Source organism: Marinomonas sp. MED121 (genome assembly GCF_000153025.1).
In the GTDB taxonomy this organism is placed as follows: domain Bacteria; phylum Pseudomonadota; class Gammaproteobacteria; order Pseudomonadales; family Marinomonadaceae; genus Marinomonas.
Map to the genome: position 1 here is coordinate 62,483 of NZ_CH672429.1, position 21,768 is coordinate 84,250.

At 41.2% G+C, this 21,768-nt stretch carries 18 protein-coding genes and 1 pseudogene; 8 read left to right on the forward strand and 11 right to left on the reverse strand.

All coding sequences use genetic code 11. From position 1 onward, the window contains the following. Positions 1–240: 240 nt before the first annotated feature. Together MED121_RS00400 and tssI are read right to left on the reverse strand one after the other, a co-directional pair. Positions 241–525, reverse strand: coding sequence for a type VI secretion system PAAR protein (locus MED121_RS00400; RefSeq protein WP_009831584.1), 285 nt, complete (start codon positions 523–525; stop codon positions 241–243). A gap of 28 nt (positions 526–553) precedes the next feature. Continuing rightward, on the reverse strand, positions 554–2,398 hold the full coding sequence (tssI, locus tag MED121_RS00405; RefSeq protein ID WP_009831585.1) for a type VI secretion system tip protein TssI/VgrG: 1,845 nt from the start codon (positions 2,396–2,398) through the stop codon (positions 554–556). Positions 2,399–2,715: 317 nt separating this feature from the next. Between tssI and MED121_RS00410 the strand changes: the two genes are divergently transcribed. The 4 genes and pseudogenes from MED121_RS00410 to MED121_RS00420 all read left to right on the forward strand — a co-directional run bounded on the left by MED121_RS00410 (position 2,716) and on the right by MED121_RS00420 (position 6,415). Then, positions 2,716–3,312, forward strand: a complete 597-nt coding sequence (locus tag MED121_RS00410) for a CDP-alcohol phosphatidyltransferase family protein (RefSeq protein WP_009831586.1) — start codon at positions 2,716–2,718, stop codon at positions 3,310–3,312. A gap of 69 nt (positions 3,313–3,381) precedes the next feature. Further along, positions 3,382–4,091 (forward strand): annotated as a pseudogene (locus MED121_RS24570) (lysophospholipase); the annotation flags it as partial. Positions 4,092–4,175: 84 nt separating this feature from the next. Then, complete coding sequence (locus tag MED121_RS24575) at positions 4,176–5,096, forward strand: class I SAM-dependent methyltransferase family protein (protein WP_278043824.1); 921 nt, start codon at positions 4,176–4,178, stop codon at positions 5,094–5,096. Beyond that, on the forward strand, positions 5,090–6,415 hold the full coding sequence (locus MED121_RS00420) for a dual specificity protein phosphatase family protein (protein ID WP_009831589.1): 1,326 nt from the start codon (positions 5,090–5,092) through the stop codon (positions 6,413–6,415). The genes MED121_RS24575 and MED121_RS00420 overlap by 7 nt, the downstream gene beginning before the upstream one ends. Positions 6,416–6,583: 168 nt before the next feature. Here MED121_RS00420 and MED121_RS00425 read toward each other — a convergent pair whose 3' ends face one another. The 9 genes from MED121_RS00425 to MED121_RS00465 form a co-directional block, all read right to left on the reverse strand. After that, positions 6,584–7,246, reverse strand: coding sequence for a lysophospholipid acyltransferase family protein (locus MED121_RS00425; RefSeq protein WP_009831590.1), 663 nt, complete (start codon positions 7,244–7,246; stop codon positions 6,584–6,586). A 2-nt stretch (positions 7,247–7,248) separates the two neighbouring features. Continuing rightward, the gene (locus MED121_RS00430) at positions 7,249–8,184 is read right to left on the reverse strand and encodes a phosphatidate cytidylyltransferase (RefSeq protein ID WP_207382761.1); all 936 of its coding nucleotides are present in this window, start codon (positions 8,182–8,184) and stop codon (positions 7,249–7,251) included. A 102-nt stretch (positions 8,185–8,286) separates the two neighbouring features. Further along, complete coding sequence (locus tag MED121_RS00435; RefSeq protein ID WP_009831592.1) at positions 8,287–8,967, reverse strand: DUF2931 family protein; 681 nt, start codon at positions 8,965–8,967, stop codon at positions 8,287–8,289. Continuing rightward, positions 8,964–10,940: a DUF2235 domain-containing protein gene (locus MED121_RS00440; protein WP_009831593.1), complete on the reverse strand. Its 1,977-nt coding sequence runs from the start codon at positions 10,938–10,940 to the stop codon at positions 8,964–8,966. Before MED121_RS00440 ends, MED121_RS00435 begins: the two co-directional genes overlap by 4 nt. Beyond that, positions 10,928–11,875, reverse strand: a complete 948-nt coding sequence (locus MED121_RS23495) for a DUF4123 domain-containing protein (RefSeq protein ID WP_009831594.1) — start codon at positions 11,873–11,875, stop codon at positions 10,928–10,930. Before MED121_RS23495 ends, MED121_RS00440 begins: the two co-directional genes overlap by 13 nt. After that, a complete protein-coding gene (locus tag MED121_RS00450; RefSeq protein ID WP_009831595.1) occupies positions 11,875–13,908 on the reverse strand; it encodes a type VI secretion system tip protein VgrG in 2,034 nt (677 codons plus the stop codon). Before MED121_RS00450 ends, MED121_RS23495 begins: the two co-directional genes overlap by 1 nt. Positions 13,909–14,515: 607 nt before the next feature. Continuing rightward, entirely contained in the window at positions 14,516–15,496 is a 981-nt protein-coding gene (locus tag MED121_RS00455; protein WP_009831597.1) for a malate dehydrogenase, read from the reverse strand. 283 nt (positions 15,497–15,779) lie between these two features. Beyond that, positions 15,780–16,877, reverse strand: coding sequence for a malate dehydrogenase (locus MED121_RS00460; protein WP_009831598.1), 1,098 nt, complete (start codon positions 16,875–16,877; stop codon positions 15,780–15,782). 395 nt (positions 16,878–17,272) lie between these two features. Next, positions 17,273–17,755: an Lrp/AsnC family transcriptional regulator gene (locus MED121_RS00465; RefSeq protein ID WP_009831599.1), complete on the reverse strand. Its 483-nt coding sequence runs from the start codon at positions 17,753–17,755 to the stop codon at positions 17,273–17,275. 289 nt (positions 17,756–18,044) lie between these two features. On the opposite strand from MED121_RS00465, the gene MED121_RS00470 reads away from it, so the two are divergent. From MED121_RS00470 to MED121_RS00485, 4 genes are all read left to right on the forward strand, one after another. Then, complete coding sequence (locus MED121_RS00470; protein ID WP_036178413.1) at positions 18,045–18,803, forward strand: aspartate/glutamate racemase family protein; 759 nt, start codon at positions 18,045–18,047, stop codon at positions 18,801–18,803. Positions 18,804–18,840: 37 nt separating this feature from the next. Next, positions 18,841–20,001 carry a M20 aminoacylase family protein gene (locus tag MED121_RS00475; protein WP_009831601.1) on the forward strand — a complete coding sequence of 387 codons (1,161 nt, stop codon included), beginning with the start codon at positions 18,841–18,843 and terminating at the stop codon, positions 19,999–20,001. 70 nt (positions 20,002–20,071) lie between these two features. Then, positions 20,072–21,109: a TRAP transporter substrate-binding protein DctP gene (gene dctP / locus MED121_RS00480; RefSeq protein WP_009831602.1), complete on the forward strand. Its 1,038-nt coding sequence runs from the start codon at positions 20,072–20,074 to the stop codon at positions 21,107–21,109. 88 nt (positions 21,110–21,197) lie between these two features. Further along, positions 21,198–21,713 (forward strand): TRAP transporter small permease, encoded by a 516-nt coding sequence (locus tag MED121_RS00485; protein WP_009831603.1) that lies wholly within the window; start codon positions 21,198–21,200, stop codon positions 21,711–21,713. Positions 21,714–21,768 lie beyond the last annotated feature (55 nt).

Genomic DNA, 21,768 nt, shown 5'->3' on the forward strand with positions numbered 1-21,768 from the left:
CACACGAGATGAGAGGCTCTCTTTAATATTTTATAGCTGACGGAATGCTGAAATGCTGAAATGCTGAAATGCTGAAATGCTGAAATGCTGAAATGCTGAAATGCTGAAATGCTGAAATGCTGAAATGCTGAAATGCTGAAATGCTGAAATGCTGAAATGCTGAAATGCTGAAATGCTGAAATGCTGAAAATTTGACCTCTCTTAGTATAAGAGGTCAAGACTTTCGTTAACCAGAATGCTTCAACCTACATTCACCGTGCCGCCACCTGTTAACGCGCCACCACACCCCACCGGATCACCACTTCTTGCCACAGGTTTGCCATCTGCAAATACACTTCCAGATCCCCCTGCAATAGCACGCCCATGGGGTGGATGCTTAGGCTTTGAATGTTGCTCAAGTGGGTCTCCTAACCTTGCAATCGCAGCACCATCTGCTTTCACCGTACCTGACCCTGCTGTAATTGCTGTGGGTGGAAAACCATCATGATCCAAACCCTGATCCCCAACCTTTGCGGCATTACCCATAAGTTAAATCCTTTTAAAATTTTAGACACTAATTAAGATTAATGGCAGCGCCAGAAACATGCACCCCAGCCGCATCCACTTTAACAAAGCTTCCTCCCGCAGACAGGGTGATTTCATTACCGGCATCAATGACGACATTTGAAGCCCCGGTTAATGCGATATCAAGACCCGCATCCAGCAATAAGGCCTTGGCTTGCTTACGCTGCAAGTTTGCAGCAACATCACTCTCCTTATTACCTTTAACTTTCACTCTTTGCTCCGCTTCCACTTTGAGGTGATGATTGGCATTTACCGTTTGACTGCGATTATTTTCAATCGCCAAATGCACATCATGATCGACCGTATCAATACGATCATTCAAAACGGTCAAATTTAAATCCTTTTGCGCAATAACAGAAATCAGCTCTTGCTCAGCTTGATCTTCAAATGCAATTTCATTATATCCCTCACCTTGATGACTCTGGGTACGCAAGACCGTTTTGCTCATATGTTCAGGCAGTGCATAAGGCGGTAAACTCATCGCATTAAAAGCGCGCCCTGTAATAATAGGCTGATCAGGATCACCCTCAAGATATTCAACAACAACCTCATGACCAATGCGCGGCATACTCACAACACCGTACATGGACCCAGCCCAAAGACTTGAAACTCTGACCCAACAACTAGCAAGGTCATCACCATTAGCATACCTATCCCAAGGAAATTGTACTTTAACTCGCCCAAACTCATCACAGTAAATCTCTTCACCTTCAGGCCCAACCACAATTGCAATTTGGGCACCGTCAATTCTGGGTTTACCATTAATATCAGCCCGCCAGCTCATCTCACTAGGAATAACTTCCACCTTATTTCGGTAATAAGTCAGACCTTCTCCCCCCATTTCTTCCAATGCTTGGGGCTGCTCGCCTTTATGGACAACGCGAGTCAGTAACCAATCTTGATTACAATCATCATCAGGATGGCGCTCAAGTAGCATTTTTGCGCCAGCAGTAAGACTTGCAATATTAGATTGAGCCAAGGCAATTGCTGAGTGCTTTCGTAAAGATTGAAGTCGATACAAGGTAAAAGCTTTGCCTGATTCATCTTCTTTGAAGCGTCCAGGTGCATCAAAAAACTCATAATAATGACTTAAGGCATCGGTATTAGCCGTTTGTAAAAAAGAATAATCTGGCTGTTTGAAGCTGTAATCCTTTAAGGTCACATTAGATGGCGCAATCTGATCTAAACGTTTAAAGGCTTGAACAAAAGGTGCCCCTTTTCCACCTGCCGCATTGGCATTATAAGCGCAGGTTTCACTGATATTAGGTAAAGCCTGATTATTATCACTAAATATTAAGGTGTGTTTTTCTGCCACATGACTAAAGAAGAAAAACAAGCCTTCTTCGGCGGCAATTCGCTGAATAAAATCTAAGTCAGTTTCACGGTACTGGGCACAAAACTCACGCGGCTCACACTCTCTAAGCATTGAAAAAGCATAATCATCAATCCCCATTTCTTGGAGCAGAATTGAAATAATCTCAGGCACAGTTTGCAGCTGGAAAATCCGGCTGTTTTGACGCAAACCAGAGCGACTTAAAGAAGGCACCATGATAAGCTGATAAAAAGTATGATGATGACCTGTATCCCCTTGAGAGAACTGCTTAACAACCCCATGCCAGGTTTGCTGCTCTTCACCATCATTGAATACAGATAAACTGACACCCTTATCTAAAATATCCAACGGGCTATGATTTTCCACTCGGCTAGCTAGTTCCACCACAAACTCAAAAGGTTGAGAAAGTGATTCCACACCTTCAAACCCTCTAACCACAAAGGTATTTTCATCCATTCCTTCAATTTGAAGTGTAAAACGCAGTCCAGATTGCAATTCCATCTAACTAATCCATTCTAGTGATAACAATTTTTTTGCTAGTTGATCCCAAAGCAATTTCTTAGCCAATTATATAAAACGCTGTTCTCACTCAATTTTTTATAATGAACAAGGCATACAGAGCAAGATATTGCCCAGCGCGAGCCAGTTATTACCCAAAGTTAACAAAAACTCATCACCTAAAGATAAGCACAATTATTTCTACTTATTGGGGTTGGGGCTGTATGAATTTTTTTGATGTATTTTGTGAGCCGACAGCGTAAAGTTGCGCACTCGGTTTATATCTAATGACCTAAGTTATCAGCTAAAAAAGGATTTTTATGTTAACCATTTATCAATTAAAACCTAAGTTCCAAAACCTATTAAGACCCCTAGTGCAAAGCATGGCAAACTTAGGTATCAGCGCCAATCAAGTGACCTGGTTCGCCCTATTTCTATCCGCCTTTTTAGGGGCCGCTATCTATGTGACTAACGGCGCGTTTTGGGCCTTAATGCTACTACCTGTGGGCTTATTTATCAGAATGGCGCTTAATGCCATTGATGGCATGCTGGCACGTGAGCATAAGATGCAATCAAAAAAAGGCTCCATGCTAAATGAAATGACAGATGTTTTTTCTGACACTGTGATTTATTTGCCTTTTGCCTGGCTCCCTAACGCCCCAAGTAAGCTGATTATTGTCTTTGTTATTCTAAGTATTTTGGTCGAAATGTCTGGTGTCGTTGCCCAAACCATTAGCCAGACTAGACGTTATGATGGCCCAATGGGAAAAAGTGATAGAAGCTTTATTATGGGATTATTTTCTATGTTATTGGCATACGAAATGCTTACCGAGACCCTAGCAACTTATTATTTCATTGTGGCCCTCATACTTAGCCTTTGTACTTTGTATAAACGCATGAGCAAAGGAATAAAATAAACCACAAAAATTAATCATTGATTCCAATATTGGACAGAAAAACCTTAGATCAGGATGATAACTATGGACATGCAGACAGGGACTTTTACTAGCTTTGATGGGCAATCGCTTTTTTACCGCAGTTGGCACCCAAAAGAGGCGAATGGCAAGCTACTTTTATTACTTCACCGAGGCCACGAGCACTCAGAACGGCTAGATGAGATTGCACGACACAAAGCATTTGAAGGTTATTGTATCTATTCATTTGATAACCGAGGGCATGGCCAATCAAGCGCAGAAGCAAGCTATGAGTTTATGCATTTGGTGAGAGATTTAGACAGTTTGTCACTTTTGTCTGCGATCTAAAAAAGAAACAAACTCAAGATCTTTTCATCATTGCCAATTCAGTTTCGGGTGTCGTTGCCTCTACGTGGGTTCATGATTATGCCCCCGCGATTAAAGGTATGGCTCTGGTAGCACCCGCCTTTAAAATCAAACTCTATTTTCCCTTTGCAAAACCACTACTCAAGCTGGCTTTAAGCTTTAAGCCTAAGCTCAATATTACCTCCTATGTGAAATCACGTTTTTTAACTCACAACATCGCCGAGCAAGAAAAGTACGATCAAGATTCACTTATTACACCAAACATCCCAGCCAGCCAACTAACCAGCCTGCTAGATACAGGAGAGCGTATCGTAAAAGATGCGGGCATGATTACTGTCCCCACTTTAGTTTTGTCTGCCAGCAAAGACTATGTGGTTGATTCAAAGGTACAAGGGGATTTTTATGCCAACTTATCCTCACCATATAAGCGTTTTATCTCTCTTGAAGGGTTTTATCATGGGGTTTTATATGAAAACAATGCGGATTTAGCGATTCATGAAATTGCTCAATTTGCACAAGAAGCCTTCGCTATCAAACCAGAGGACATCAGTGATAAGTTAATCAATCTTGCTGAACAAGAGTGCGATAAAATCAGCTTTGGCTCTTTGCCTTTTTACCTAAGAGCAAATTTCGCCTGCCAGCGACTTGCTATGCGACATTTAGGTTTCATGAGTAAAGGGATGAAAATCGGCCTTAAATATGGTTTTGATTCAGGCGTTACGCTAGATCATATCTATAAAAACCAACCAGAAGGCGTCACTAAAGCAGGTAAGCTCATTGATAAGGGCTATTTAAACAGCATAGGTTGGAAAGGCATACGACAGCGTAAAGCTCACAGTATAGAAGCTATCAGGGAAAAGATTCTCGCCTTAAAGGCACAAGATAAAGACATTAAAATTTTGGATATAGCAGGCGGTCCTGCACGCTATCTGATTGAAATTGCAAAAGAGTTCCCCGAGGCTCAGATTCAAGTCAGGGATTATCAAATTCAGAACATAGAACAAGGGCAACAACTTGCCCAGGCACTCAATTTAGACAACATTCACTACTCTCAAAGTGATGCCTTCGACCTCAATAATTATCAAGAGAATGACTTTAAACCCAATATTGTCATCATTTCAGGAGTCTTCGAGCTTTTCCCCAGTAATGACATCATCATCAACGCGATCAAGGGTGTTTCATCCATCATTGAGGAGGAAGGCTATCTTATTTACACAGGCCAGCCTTGGCACCCTCAACTCACTCAGATTGCCCATGTTTTAGGCAATCATCAAAATAGCAAATGGGTGATGCGCAGGCGCAGCCAGTATGAGCTTGATAAACTTTTTTCTTCTCACGGCTTTGAAAAAGACAAGATGCAAATTGATAATTGGGGCATTTTTACTGTTTCCACTGCACTTTTTAGGGGGGGACAATGTTAACTTTCGAACCCTCAATGCAAGCAAATGCCAGCTTAAAAGAAAGAGTTATCTGGGTCCTTTTCATGGGCACGGTTTTCTTTTTACTCTATGGTGCTGCTAATGAAATGGCGAGCCTAACAGGGCCACATCCTTCCTTTTATTTTGAATGGGAAAAAAGCATCGACTTTATTCCCATCTTTATCATTCCTTATATGTCTTCAGATTTGGTTTTTGTGATCGCATTTTTGCTGCCACAAACTCGAATTGAATTAAGAACACTGGCTTTAAGAGTCCTCTTTATTATCTTACTTTCCGTCATTGTCTTTATTTTAATACCATTAGAATTTGCCTTTGAAAAACCTGTGACTGATCAATTTTCGTTACTTTTCAAACTATTAGAAGCAGATAAACCCTTTAATCAATTACCCTCTTTACACATTAGTTTTGCCATTGTCTTTTGGGCTAGCATGAAAAACACCCTGTCTAACCATATAGTTAAGTCAGTGCTACTCTGCTGGTTGTTAATGATTATGCTATCCACCTTGTTTGTTTATCAGCATCATTTTATTGATATTCCAACAGGCTTAGCCGTCGGCATTTTAGCCGTTTGCCTAATACGCAAAGAGACCAAAATGAGTGCCCTCACGCAATTCATGACCCCAAGACACTTAAAGATGGCGTATTATTTCCTTGCCTTAAGCATTGTTTTGATCTTGCTAAGCTTTGCACTAAGCCCTGTATTTCTGTACTTTTTCATCTGCACTTTTAGTGTCAGTGTGATTTATGCCTTTGGCTATAATCACCTATTAGATATCACCTATAAAAAAGCCAGATTGATTCGATGGATTATTTTTCTCCCCTACTTTTTGGGCTGTAAGATTTCATGGATGCTTTACAAACCATCTTTACCCCTATTATCTAAAGTCGAAAATAACGTCTATTTTGGTCGTCACCCAAGCCTACCCGAATACGTCACGATAAAGCAGTTAGGCGTGAAGCAAGTGATCAACTTGGCAACCGAGTTACCCTTAAATAAAACCGCCTTGATTCAGCATAGGTTTAGTTTTTTAGATCAAACAATCCAATGCCCTGAAGCCATCCATAAAGTAGTGATGTTAATTGAAAAACATAAGTCAGATGGTATTTATGTACATTGCGCCTTAGGGCTTTCTCGCTCTGTAATTGTCATTTGGGCTTGGCAACTCTTTAACGGTAAAAGTCATGAAGAGATCCGAGAGCACCTAAATGAAATTAGGCCTAACTATGTACAGTCTAAGTATATGGCCGTCAACATTGCTCTTTATGAAAACTTTTTAAAATCAAAAGCTAAAACCTGCTAAAAGGGATTACAAAGTAAAAATACCAAGATAGAACCCAGATAAAACTAAGAAAGCACAAAGCACTACTCACAAAAAAGGAGCTGTTTGATACGCAAACAGCTCCTTTCCTATCGAAATTCTTCCCTCCATCCCTTAAAGAGCAAATTACTCAGTCATCTTACATACCCTCTAACGAAGATCATTACTTTCCCCTAATTGTCGAGTAATGCAAAACTGTGAAAGATAATCAAAACTTGAATCCAATTGCTTGATAAAGTCATCGGCATCCTCACTTGGAGCCAGTTCATCCCCCACTATCACATCACAATTAAAAGGCACCAACAGCGCTTCTCCCTTAGGCAGAGAACGCCCTAAACCATGTATCATAACGGGCGTTGCTTGGGTCTCATTCCTTGCCTTTAATAGATAATGTGCCCCTTTTTTAAACTGACTAAGTTGCTCCGGCTTACCTCGACTACCTTCAGGGAATAAAATCAAAATTTCCTTATTATCCAAGGCTTTATGACATTCAGAAAAGAGTTCATCCTTATTTACCCCGCCTTGTCTGTGCATAGGCACAATGTTAATACAGCGCAGAGACAACCAAGAAAGAAAACCTTTTTTACTTAAAAAATAGTCCACCGCAGCCACAGGCCTTACCTTATGAATTTGGGACAAGGGGTATAAACTCATTAATACCAAGGCATCCAAATGACTGTTATGGTTAGCCAAAATAATGGCGGGGCCCTGTGTCGGTAACTTGACTCGATTTCTTACATTTAGCCCTAATACGATCAGCACAACAGGCTTAACGACTAGCGCAAAAAATATAATTTTCAGCAGTCTTGCCATTTTCAGTAACTCACATAATAAATAAAATGAAAAAATAAAGGCGAGGTATAAGTCAGACTATCCATTCTATCTAAAATGCCTCCATGCCCTGGAATCAAGCTACCACTGTCTTTGATTTGCAAATCCCGCTTCACAGATGAGATAACCACATCGCCCACAAAGCCACTACTAGCAAGCAGTAAACCCGCAAACGCACCTTGATAATAATTTAAAGGGGTTAATAAAGGTGCAATGATAGCAGAGCACACAGTTACCGTTGCAACACCTCCAATAAAGCCTTCCCAGGTTTTATTCGGACTCACTTTAGGGATAATCTTATGACGGCCAAACAACTTGCCCCAAACATATTGGCCCACATCATTAAACTGTGTCATAAAGAGCAAAAACAACACTAATCCTAATGCTTCATATTCGTTATTAGACTCATTATGAGATCCGGGCAAAACTAACAGATAAGCAATATGGCTAATGCTAAAAACAGTCAGCATACAGGCCCAATGCACCACTCCTGCCGAGCGAATAAACCCCTTAGTATCCCCAGTAAGCACCATGCGCATGGGCAAGAACAAAAAAACATACACAGGAATAAACACAATAAACATGCCATACCACTCGATTGACACCCAGTAATACTGCAAAGGAATAGACAAATAGGCCCAGAAAATCACCTTACGATCAACCGGTCGCATAGGCACGATAGATAAGAACTCTTTTAACGCCAAGAAGCTTAAAAATGCAAAAAAGATAATGGATAGGGTCGTACCGCTTAACAGCACAACAAATAAAAGCCCGATAATCACCCACCAAGACTTAATCCTTTGCTTTAGCTCCTCATAACTATCTTGCGCCATCCTGCTCTTCATAAAACCGCACACCAAAGAGGCAAAAACCAAAATGGATAAAACAACCCCCATGGTATAGGCCACACTTCCTGTCAAACTAAAAATAACCACTCTCCCTATGTATGTTTAGAATCTACACCCGTATTTTGACAATAAAAAAGCCGCTGTGAAAGCGGCTTTTCCATTTTATAAATTGAATTATTTAGCATTTTCAGGTGGTAAGCTAATCACACCATAGCTTGTCGAGATAGGCTCTTGATCAAGTTGAAAACGCCAATAAGGCATTTCATTTTTCTCAAGAAACTCTTTGTTCTTATTGTGAAATTCATTAATTCCATATTGCTCTTCAAGTGCATATGATTTGTCATACTCTGTTTCCACCTCTTTAGCAAAAGCCCGACTTACTAAAACACTCTCATCCCAACAACCATTAAATAAGTACACTTCCACATAACCATTTGGAGCAAGGCCAAACACAAGATTTTTAGGAACAAACAAACTCTGACAATTTGAAGCTGAAGTTGTATCCATCATCATTTCAGGTAAGTTTTTTGGTAAATCTAGAGCAATACCATAACGCTTTTTTGAGACAAAACTTACCCACTCTACAAATGCACCAACTGGCACTCCATGCTTTACACTTCGCTTCCCTACATGGAAAAATTTAAATTTACCTTTTAAAATTGATTTTTTTTGAAAATCAGAAACAGAGCCTACCTCATAACCTTGAAATAACTTTTTATCTTCGAAAAAAAAGCCTAATCCTGTGTTATGAATTTCATCGTTTGTCGGCCCTATTCTGTAACGCCACTCTTTTGGTGTGCTAGTAGTACAAGCAACCAGTACAAATGATAGTAAAATTACTATGCTTTTTTTCAAGATTCCTCTCCTGGAGTATTTGCAAGATATTCCCTTACAGGTAAATCATTTACAATATTTGCACTATTTACTATACCATCAACAAAGCCATTATTTTTAGAACTATGATGACAATAATATCGTCTAATTAATTTATACTTTTTATTGTCTATTTGATTCCTTAAATCCAATACACCACTTGAACAAGCACTCTTAAGAAGCTGACTATCAATACCTTTTAGTTCTATAGGTAAAGACCTATCTTTTAAATTTAATTTCAAATCTGGATTTGACTCTTTCCATTCTTTAAATGGTGCCCCTGCCTGATAGCCGGCCTCAAACATCATATGAAGTGGAATACGTGACAACTCACCTTCAACCATTCTTTTTAGCATAACATCAACGTGTATCACTTTACGCTTATAGTTTTTACGCCTTATAAAGCGGTATTTCACTTTTAGTCCTATTTCACCAAATGCGAAATCGTCATTATATGACTTGTCGCCTTTAACTTTAGTGACAATTTTATCACCCCAACCTTCTGATAATTTAAGTTTTGCATAGCTTAATGCGTCTCTATAAGCCTTATTATCTGTATGTAACTTACCAGCCTCCTCCCTCTCAGAACATACAAAATAGCGCAATCGACTCCCTTCGATCATAGCAGCATCCGCATTAGCAGAATATGAATGACGGCTTCTATAACCACCACCCACATCAGAGTGAGCGCCTGGTAACATTACCTCAGTAAATTGCGGCGCTATCTTTCTTCCTTCAACGTCTGAGGTAATCCGGGTCAAGGGAAAGTTTTTACGATATTCATCGCCCGCACATAAATGCACAACCCTTTCAGCACAATCTTCAGACAATCCAAGCAAGGTGTCCTGCACAGCAGACTCAACCGTATCAAAAATACCAACAAAGCCAATACGACTGTCTTCACGCTTTGTCCAGTCAAAGCCAAGCTTAAAGCTAAATCCATTAATAGTCGGTAGTGACTCAACTAAACCATGATCATCTTTAGTATCTATCGTATTTACGAAGTGACGAGCCGCTGCTGCCCCTCGACTAAAGCCAAAGACATCAAATATAATTTTTAAAACACCATCATATTCGATATTACCTTGAATTTTTTCAAGTTCATCTTTAATTAGTACTTCACATACCTGCTCGACTCTAGCCTTAATTGAAGTATCACCCAAACTAAAAGCAGACCCCAAGATATTGTCGCTTTCACCTTCAGTGGTACCTATACCCTCTACGTAAATTCCAGTTGCCAATTGACTATTCGCTTCATCAAATTGATTTAGATACAAAGCATAAAGTTTTTCCACATTCGTTTTATCATTAGCATAGCTACCTTCCACTGGTAATTGGCCTTCACGACAGAGTTCTAAATTTTCTTCTAGCTCAGTAGGATCATTACAAACTTTTGTTAACCACTCTTCAATTTCTTGCTGTCCATTTAAGGCATTCTCTGTATTGTTTCCTGTACCATCAAAAAACACACCCAATCTCAAAGTTATGTAGTTAAAGCCAGCTACTTTAATCACATAACTATTATCGGCGATAAGGCTCAGGCAACCGGTTGCCACATGCTTTTCAGGTAGTTTTTGTTCGCCTTCAAGAACAATTAAATCCCCTGTGGTAACAGATTGAAGCACTTTTACACTGGCTTTATTACCGGGTTTAGAAAGGTTTTTATCAAGCTCTGCTGCAATTTCTGGATCACTGCCATCATCAGGTTTACGGGTTTGTGCTTCTGCCAACCAAGTTTCATTATCAAGCACCAAGGTCACAGGCCCTGGGGCTAATTTATTAACCAGAATAGGGCCATCTTTTAAGGTGATTTCATACTCAGTGCCAGCGCCATCAGTTAACAGGCCTTTAATACCAGCAAAACCCTTATTGTGTTCATCAATAACTTGAAGCTCGATCCAATGAGTTAAAGCTTCACACTCAATACAGGTACCATCGCCCGCTAAAGCTGCCATGCACTATTCTCCATCCATTCTTGTACATATTCTTGCTGCTCAGTATCCAGTTTTAGACTGGAAACAAGCTCATCCAATTCCGTTTGTGTTGCATGGGCAATATGGGCTAATACCCAAAGCTCAGCGTCATCTTTTGACAGTTTTTGCTCTTTTGCTTTTTCAAAGCCCATTTCTAACTTAGCAAGTGGCTCCTTTAGTTTGCTCATGAGGCTCGGCAGTACTTCCCATAAGCGACGAGAAATAGCATAGGCATGGTGTTTAATATTGTATAAACCCTCTAAATGCTCAGGCGCGATAATCCACCAAGGCTCAGTACGTACTTGATATTCTGCCGCCTTATCATTTTCTAAGGTAATAAAAGCCTTTTCAACATCAGCTGATTCTTCTAAAGAGCCCTCAGCGGTTTCTTCTGAAGAGCCTTCTGCTGGTTCTTCTAAAGAGCCCTCAGCTTTTTCTTCTGAAGAGCCCTCAGCGGTTTCTTCTAAAGAGCCTTCATCAAAAGCAGGTTGAATCAGCATGGAATCAATATTTCCCATAAATTCCGACTGTTCGGCTAGGCTAAAGATAGGCAACATTTGTGATAACACCTTGGTGTCATAAAACCTAAAAAGCACTTGCTCTTCTGCTAACTCAGCATTCAACAAACTACGTAAATGCCTGGCGATAAGCGCCTTTTCAGCTTGGGAATGCAACAAAATTCCTTGAGATAAAATACTCTCAGGTAAAGATAAAGCCACATCAGATATTGGAATAAGCCAAGGCGTTTGCGCCTTTAAAGTATCAAAAGGCGGCTCGATAAAAAGCGGCTCAGCAGAGGCCATAAAGCCCTGTACAGCCTGCTCTAAAAAGTAATCTTTTGCCTTTTCACAGGTACCATGATCAAGTAGCCAATAACAGTTTTGCTGATCATATTTTGCAAGCCAAGCTTCGCGCATTATGCACCCCCTTCAGCTAAGGGACAAAGCTTAACTGCCACCACATTGGCTTCTTCTGCTTTTAAGAAACCAGCTAAAGAGATACGTCTTGCTTCTGCTAATGGTTCAGGATTTTCTAACGCATTCGGCAGCTCTGCCGCCACCCCCTGATAGCCAGATCCTTTACCTGCTGCACCACCCGCATTAAGGTTAATTGCCCCACCGACAAGGTGCACGCCACCGCCGTCAATTTGCATAAAGCTACCACCCGCTTTAATCGTAATGGCGCTACTGGCTTCAATACTGACTTTTGAGCCACTTTTAAGATGGATTTCATTTCCGGCTTCGTTAACTAGGGCTTCGCCCTGTTTCAGGGTTAAAGAGCCTTCAACCACCAAGGTTTGATTTTGAACCACATGCTCGCGCCTCTCCCCTTCTACTGTAAGAGAATCATCTAGTTTGATGTGATCAAAACGACTATTGGCCACCTTAATATGATGATCATTTTGAATGTCATCGGTACGATCATTTTGAACTAAAAGGTTAAGGTCTTTTTGTGCGTGCAAATACACTTCTTCTTGCTCGGCTTGGTCTTCAAACCTCAGCTCGTTATAACCATCCCCTTGATGGGACTCAGTGCGCAATACGGTTTTTGTTTTATGTTCTGGTAAGGCATAAGGCGCTTGATTAGCCGTATGATAAGTACGACCCGTAATAATCGGCTGATCAGGATCACCTTCTAAAAAGCTGACGATAACTTCATGTCCAATCCGCGGCAGGGTCACCATCCCATACTGTGCCCCTGCCCACGCCTGTGAAACCCGCACCCAAGCACTGGAAAATTCATCACCTTGGCTGTATCTGTCCCAAGGAAACTGAACTTTTACTCGCCCAAACTCATCGCAATAGACCTCTTCCCCTTCTGGTCCCACCACGATGGCAATTTGTGGCCCAGTAACTCTCGGCCTAGCATCGCTATTCGCACGCCACTGCCGATATGCTGGTATCACATCGAATTGATTATGATATTTGGTTGCCCCTTCACCACCCATTTCTTCTAAGGCCTGGGGCTGTTCGCCTTTGTGCTTAATACTGACTAATAACCAAGCCTGATTACAATTCTCTTGGGGGTGATCCATTAAGGTCACCTTATATCCCGTTGTTAACGCCGCAAAGTTACTTTTACCTTGTGCATAAATGGCATCTTTTCTCAGTGCCTGCATGCGATATTGCGCAAACGCCTTGCCACTTTCATCATCTTTATAGCGTCCAGGATAATCAAAATGTTCATAATTAATCTGCTGAGCATCAAGCTCAGTGCCCATAGCATCTTGCAAAAAACTATAGTCAGGCTGTTTAAAGCTATAGTCTTTAAATTGCACGCTAGAAGGTTTAACTTGGGTGTGTCTGATAAAGTTTTGCGCAAAGGGTAAGCCAGCTTGTCCACCTGATAAGGTGTTATACATCATGGCTTTTGCCACATTAGGTAAGGTCTGGGTATCATCACTAAACACTAACGTGTGCTTACCCTCAAGATGGGTAAAGAAGTAAAAAATCCCTTCTTCTGCAGCAAGCCTTGCGACGAAATCTAAATCAGACTCTCGATATTGAACACAGTATTCTCTTTGTTGGCATTCTCGCCCTAAAGAAAAGGCATAATCTTGAATCCCCATTTCTTGTAATAAAATAGAGATAATTTCTGGAGCCGTTTGTAATTGAAAAATACGGCTATTGTGTCTTAAGGCCAAACGGCTTAACGCTGGCACCATGGCTAAACGATAAAACGTATGATGATGTCCCGTGTCACCTTGCTCAAACCCTTTAACAACACCATGCCATACTTGCTGAGCAACACCGTCTTGATAAACACTTAAGCACACATTTTTATCAACCACATCTTGTGCTGTTATCGTCTCCACACGACTTGCCAAACTGACATTGAAATTGAAAGGAAGGGAGAGAGACTCTTCACCAGTAAATGCAGTCACAACAAACGCATTTTCTGCTAAGCCTTCAACATTAAGGGTAAATTGCAATCCAGTTTGCTGTGCCATGACATCAATCCATTTAATCTTTAATAGATAATAAGCTCATCGTCCTGATGCTTATTATTTTCTGAGCAATGAGCCCAATTATTTAGGTTAGCGCCACATACATGGCGAAGCAGGCATATAAAGCAAATATTAGGCCAGAGAGGGTAAAGGCTTGAAATGACTAAGCTTTCAATAATAAAGCATGCCATTAGGCAAACTATTGCTAAAAGCTGAGTAAGTTATTGCCTAAGAAGGCCTTTCAACAATGACTTAAGGAACCTGCGATTAAGTCACCTCTTCTCAGTCTTATCAGAAAAAGAGTCAAACAAGGCGTCACTTTGAAGTAATGTAGGTACCTTTCAAGAAGGGACAACGAAGAGTGACATTTTTTCTGAAAGACCCGAAGGGCGTGGTCTAAAAGCCCTATCTTTAAGTTGAGGACCTTATCAATAGAATAACTATTAAGTTGCGCCCCTCGCCATAAATCTAGTTGCTTTTATCCACACGCTGAGGCGGGAGGACTTATTCGCAGGTTCCTTAACATTTATGGTGAGGATTCACAGGCAAAAATAAACCCAATTAAAGTGGCTTTAATTGGGTTTCATATAAGTTTTGCGAGTGGTATTTATTAGGGTAAAAGGTGGTTAATACTCGCCCTTTCTGCCATCAATTCTTGCTGTGTTTCTAACATGCGCGCTTTACTAAACTCACTTAACGCCAACCCCTGTTTTATCTCACACACGCCATCATGACATTGCATAGGAAATGAATAAAACAAGCCTTTTTCAATCCCATAACTACCATCACTAAAGGTGGCCATACTGACAATGTCATCATTTTGAGTGCCCAAGGCCCAATCATGCATATGATCGATAATTGCTTGTGCCGCTGAGGCCGCTGAAGAGTGGCCACGGGCTTTAATGATTTCACTGCCGCGTTGCTGAATTTTAGGGATTAATTCATGATGATAATATGACTCATCAATTTGATTTAAAACCGATTTACCCGCTGCTTGTGCTTGGTTTAAATCAGGGTATTGAGTCGAAGAATGATTGCCCCAAATAATCACATTTTCAACCGCTTCAGCGGTTACACCAAGATGTTTTGCCACCAAGCCTTTGGTCCGATTATGATCAAGCCTTGTTAAAGCGCTAAATTGTTTTGGATCTAAATCAGGTGCATTACGTGAGGCAATTAAGGCATTCGTATTCGCAGGATTACCCACCACCAGCACTTTCACATCTGGGCTTGCAAAGTCATTTAGCGCTTTTCCCTGACGCTCAAAAATTTGCGCATTAGCCGTTAATAGATCATTACGTTCCATACCCGCACTTCTTGGTCGAGCGCCAATCAAAATGGCGTAGTCCGCCCCATTAAAACCCTCTTCAGGGTTATCAAAAATACGGATATCTTGCAACAGAGGTAAAGCACAATCTTCCAATTCAAGGGCTAATCCAGCTAGAGATGTCATTGCTTGTGAGACTTCCACCAGCTGCAATATAAGAGGCTGGTCTCTGCCAAGCATCTCCCCTGCAGCCAAACGAAATAAGAGTGAACTACTAATGCCACCAGAGGCACCTGTAACAGCAATACAAACGGGCTTTTTCATTATTCTCCCCTCAACAGGCAAATCTAAATAACTAAATAAGTGAATCGTCTTACACATTCAATTGAGATGAGAATACAGGAAAGCACCACAGAGTGAAACGTATGTTTTATAATGTGAAATTGAGATATTTATATTTTATATAAGAATTCTCGTTAACCATTTTAGAAGGCTAAATGCCCTAATGATTTTAATAGGACAGCACAGGCTAATTGCCAATAAAAAAAGCCTGCTATCAATCCAATAACAGGCCTTTAATGGGTTTGTCTTTTGCTTAAAAAACCTTTTATAAAAGGCGGTTAGTTTCCAACACAGCTGAACCTGATTTTAACAAACCGTCTCCTACCAAGGTCTTCCCAGAGCGCAAACAAATGGTGAGGTTGGAATGAGACTCTTCTGTACCTTTAGGCAGTAAATGATTCACCGAGGCTTTTTCGTCCAATAGCTCAGCTTCTGTAATTTTCATTCTCTCTTTACTAAAGTCAGAAAGCTCAAGTCCTGTCACTATCTGATAACGGCCATAACGACAACGCACAGGGAAAGAGTAAAAAATCCCTTTTTCGATGCCATAACTACCGTCACTGACAATCGCCATGCTGACCAATTCATCCTCTGCTGTCCCTAATGCCCAATCTCGCATGTGATCGATAATCGCTTGAGCGGCTGAAGCGGCCGATGAGTGGCCACGGGCTTTAATAATTTCACTCCCCCTTTGCTGAATACGAGGAATTAACTCATCCCGATAAAAAGAGGTATCTAGCTGACCAAGAACTGCATCGCCAAAGATCCTGGCTTGATTTAAATCCGGATACTGAGTCGATGAATGGTTACCCCAAATGATCACCTTATGAATCTCTTCAGCATTAACCCCTAAATAATTTGCGACCATCCCTTTGGTTCTATTGTGATCTAAACGTGTCATGGCGGTAAATTGTGTCGGACTTAAATCAGGAGCATTTCGACTAGCAATCAGAGCGTTAGTATTGGCAGGGTTACCCACCACCAAGACTTTTACATCACGTGCTGCGGTTTCGTTTAATGCTTTACCTTGGCGCTCAAATATTTCGGCATTGGCCGTTAATAGGTCGTTACGCTCCATACCTGCAGAGCGCGGGCGAGCACCGATTAAAATCGCATAATGGGCGTTTTCAAAACCCGCTTCAGGGTTATCAAAAATTCGAATGGTGTGCAGCAAAGGTAAAGCACAATCCTCTAACTCCATCGCTAAACCACGTAATTGCTCCATTGCCTGGGGCACTTCAATAAGCTGTAAAATAACAGGCTGATCCGTGCCAAACATTTCGCCAGCGGCGACACGAAACAATAAAGAACTGCTGATTGCCCCAGCAGCACCAGTGACAGCAATACGTACGGGTTTTTTCATTATTTTGCCCTTTTTTAAATATGAGTTTTGCTAAAATTTGATGATTAGACCCCCTCATACTCAATCGTCTCAGGGTATCCTTTAAACCATTAAAACATTCGCCACAAAACACTTTTATCTTAAGACGACTCTCACCAAGTTAATCAAACCAAGGGAGCGTCCTCTTATTAAATACATAAAAGTAATAGAGCCCAAAGCCATTTAAGAGACTTAAACTTGTCTTAATGAACCCTCAAATTACCCTATTTAAAAAACCAGCTAAAATGAATTTTCATCCTCTTTTATTGAGTAAAATAAATATAAAAAATATCCACTATAAATAAACTATATACTTGGAATTTTAAAGATAAAAACACTTTAAAACCAAATAATTACAAGTATAAATCACTATTCGTTCAAATCACCAATGGCACAGATAACCCCACTTTTACCGGGTCCATGACCACATTTGTTTCAAAATGGCGAATGTTTAAGTTTTCAAAAAACACATCGCGAGTAAAAGCTTCGTAATCTGCCATATCTTTTGCTGTGACCACTAAAATGAAATCGGCGCTGCCTGTTACGTAATAACATTGCTGCACATAAGGGTGACGTTTCATTTCCTTTTTAAAGGTATCCAACAGATCCAACCTTTCTCTTTCTAAAGTGACCTGCACAATCAAGGTGACCGCACGCCCCACTGCTTTTGGGTTCACTAACGCCACATCGGCACTGATAATGTTTTGCTCTCGCATACGCTTCATTCGCCTTTGAACGGCAGCAGCAGACAAGCCGACTTGCTCAGCAATTTGCTCTGAAGTGGCTCGATTTGAAGCTTGGATAATATCAAGAATTTTCGCATCGAATGCATCATAGCTTGTTGATTGAAGGTCACTCATAAATCACACCACCCACTTGGTTTCAAAATTTGGTTTCAATAGAAGCTCAGCTCAAGCGCCTTCTATTTATAGGATTAAAGAAAGCTTTCATAGTGAAGAATTGTGACGAGAGTTTTCACGCATTTTTATCAAAATTTTGCGGCGGTTCTTCATCCTGCCCTCATTATTGCATGAAATTCCGCATTTCAAAGGCGTAGCATGGATACATGACTTAGCCGCAGAGCAAATACAAGGTTTAACTTGCTGTTCATAGGCCATACCAAGGATCCAAAATCGATAAGAGAGCATGATGAAAATATTCAATGTACAGCATCAGCAACCTTTAGAACGCCTCGCTCCAGCAGGACGTATCGGTGTGATTGCGTTAGCAACAGACTTCAATATCGAAATGGATCTGTCTCGTATGTATCCAGATGATGTGCAATTTTTTACCAGCCGCGTCAAAAACATCAACCCTTTGACGATTGAGAATCTGCGCACCATGGCACCCGGCATCACAGAGACGGCGGCCACACTATTACCCGGTACGCAACTTGATGCCATTATGTATGCCTGCACCTCTGGCACTATCGCCATAGGTGTAGAGCGCATTACTCAGCTAATTCAACAGGTACAACCAAATGTGCCAGTGACTAACCCTGTCACCTCTGCCTTAGCGGCATTCGATCAATTCAAAGCAAAAAAAATATCGATTCTTACCCCTTATACCGAAGCCGTTAACCAAGAAGTTGCCGATTTTTTCAGTAACCAAGGATACGAAGTACTCAGTATTGCAGGGTTTGGCTTTGAAGATGATACAGCCATGACTTATATCACAGCACAGGATATTCAAGATGCCGCTCTCGCTACATGCGATGAAGAGGCAGATCTCATGTTTATCTCCTGCACCGCATTACGCGCCTCGTTAGTGCTAGACACGTTAGAAGCCAAACTCAAGATCCCTGTGATTAGCAGCAATCAAGCTTTAACTTGGCACAGCTTACAGTTACTGCAATACCCTAAGCGAGTCACTGGATTTGGCCGCTTACTGTTACAAAAACACCTTTAAACAAGCTTAACCCTGATTAGAAAAGAGAAGTTTAGATATGTCCTTAGATCCACAACTCATACAACAAATGACCCAATGGCGTCGCCACATGCATAGCTTTCCTGAATGTGGCTTTGACCTACCATTAACAGCTGATTTTATTGCAGAAAAGTTAGAAAGCTTTGGCCTTGAAGTCATTCGTCATATTGGCAAACAAGGCATAATCGCCGTGTTAAGAAGTGGTGATGGCCAAAAGAGCATAGGCCTTAGGGCTGATATGGATGCCCTTTTTATCAATGAAGAAAACACCTTCGCTCACTGCTCAATGCACCAAGGAAAAATGCACGCCTGCGGCCATGATGGACACTCTGCCATGTTATTAGGCGCAGCCAGTTATCTTGCTCAAAACAAAGATTTTAACGGTACGGTTTACTTTATCTTTCAGCCGGATGAAGAGCATGGCGAAGGTGCACAAGCCATGATAGATGATGGCCTGTTTGAACGCTTTCAGATTGATGCGGTTTATGGGTTACACAATATGCCGGGGCTCGCTGAAGGTAAATATATTGTGAGACCCGGCTCTTTAATGGCCAGTGAAACCAGTTTTGAAATTGTCATAAATGGCATAGGTGGTCATGCGGCTATGCCACATAAAGGCGTTGATCCGATTGTAGTGGGTTCTCAAGTCATTTTAGGGCTTCAAACCATCGTCTCACGTAACCTCAACGCCATTGAAGAAACCGCGGTTGTGTCTGCCACAGAGTTTCTCACCAATGGCACAGTCAATGTCATCCCATCAAAAGTCACTATTAAAGGTGACTGCCGCTGCTTTAGTGAGGCAAGCCTTGCCAAAATTGAAGAGAGCATGGAACGCATTGTTTCTGGTATTTGTCATGCAGCGGGTGCGCAATATGAATTCACCTTTAGCAATGCATTTTACCCAACGGTGAACAATCCAGTTCAAACCCAGCATGCTATTGCGGCTGCGAACAAAGTATTTGGCAAAGACAATGTCGACCCAGATTGCTTACCCCTTACGATTTCAGAAGATTTCTCCAGCATGTTAAGGGTTAAACCAGGCTGTTACGCCCTTATCGGCAATGGGGTGGAATCCGTTGGTGGCTGTGCACTTCATAACCCTAATTACGACTTTAACGACAATATTCTAGGCTTTGGCGCTCAATACTGGGTACAGCTGGTCTCGGATCAATTGGCCTAATTTGGCTATCTAAAGGCAAAAATCAATCAAGCAAACCTTAACTCTAACAATAAAATCTAAGGAAATTCACATGAAAAAACTATTAACTACATTACTGGCAATGGGCATTAGCATGGGTGCTAGCGCAGAAACTTGGAAGTTTGCCTCAGAAGAAGATAAAAAAGATGTGCAAGATATCTTTGCACAAACCTTTGCTAAAACGATCAAAAAAGAATCCGATGGTGATATTCGCGTCAAAGTTTATTACTACGGCCAGCTTGGCACAGAGAATGACATTGTTGAGCTCACTGCTAAGGGCACGGTGCAATTTGTCTCTGTGGGTACTGGGCACCTGGGTTCTTATGTCCCTGAAGTACAAGCGCTTAGCGTACCTTATGTAATGGGCACAGAAACAGACGTTGTGCGTGAAGTATTAACGGGCAGTAAAACCATTTATCAAGACCTTGCTGATAAATTTGAGCGCGTAAACTTGAAGCTACTGACCATGATATCTGAAGGTGAAATGGTATGGGGAGCGAATAAGCCAATTCGTAGCCCAGAAGATTTTGCAGGACAGAAAATTCGTACTTTCACCTCAACGATCCCAGTTGAAACCTATAAAGCCTTTGGTGCAACACCCACACCTTTATCTTGGGGCGAAGTCTATGGTGCACTTCAACTTAAAACCGTGGATGGCATGGTTAACCCTATTTACTTCGTATACAACGCCAAATGGCATGAAGTACAAGATTACCTAATGCTGCCAGGTCAACAACCTTACGTAGGCACAGTGTCAACTAACAGCAAATGGTTCAATGGCCTTTCAAGTGATAAACAAGCCATGGTTCGTAAAGCCATTAAGGTTGCAGAGCAAGCCGCCCATGATTACCAGCTTAAAATCAATGCTGAAAACATGAAGAAAATCATGGCTGAACGTCCTGACATGCAGGTTGTAACCCTTAATGCAGATGAACGCGCTCGTTTCAAAGCACTGAGCACAAATCTACATGAGACTTACTACAATGTGGTTGAAAATGCTTACCAAGCTAGCGATAAAGCAGAAGCCCGTGCCGGCGCGAAGAAGATACTTCAAAGCTTAATTAAAGAAGTAAACGACGCCTCTATGTAATACCCCAAGCCTTAGGCCTAACCCTTTACGTCAAGACAAAGGTTAGGTCTAAGCATTTGCTTTTACTGCTTTATTAAGGTGTGTTCTTATGAAAAAAATCCTCTTTCACATCAGCCGTGTTACTGAAACCATCGAAAAAACCATTGTTTTTTCATCTATTCTGCTGATGATGGCCAACTCTACTGCGAACGCAATTGGCCGTTATGCATTTGGAAAGAGCCTCTTCTTTTCGGAAGAACTCAACCAATTTTTAATTGTTGCGATTACCTTTATAGGCTTTGCTTACGCGGTTAGAAAAGGCCGTAATATTCGCATGACAGCCTTATATGACTCGCTTAATTTCCCTGCCAGAAAGTTCATTGCCACATTAATTGCTATCACAACAGGCCTATTAATGTTTTACCTTTCTTATAAAGCCTGTCTCTATGTGATGGAAGTAAAAGACCTAAATCGTTTAAGCCCCGCCTTACAAATCCCCGTTTATTGGGTGTTTTCCATCATCCCAATTGGCTTAGCCATGGCAGGACTTCAATACATGATTGCCTTCTTTATGAACCTTACCCATAAGGAGATTTACTTATCTCACGACACAGTTGATATCTAGCCCAAACAATACACATCAGGTTATCAACTTTTTTAAGGTTTAATGAGTACCCTTT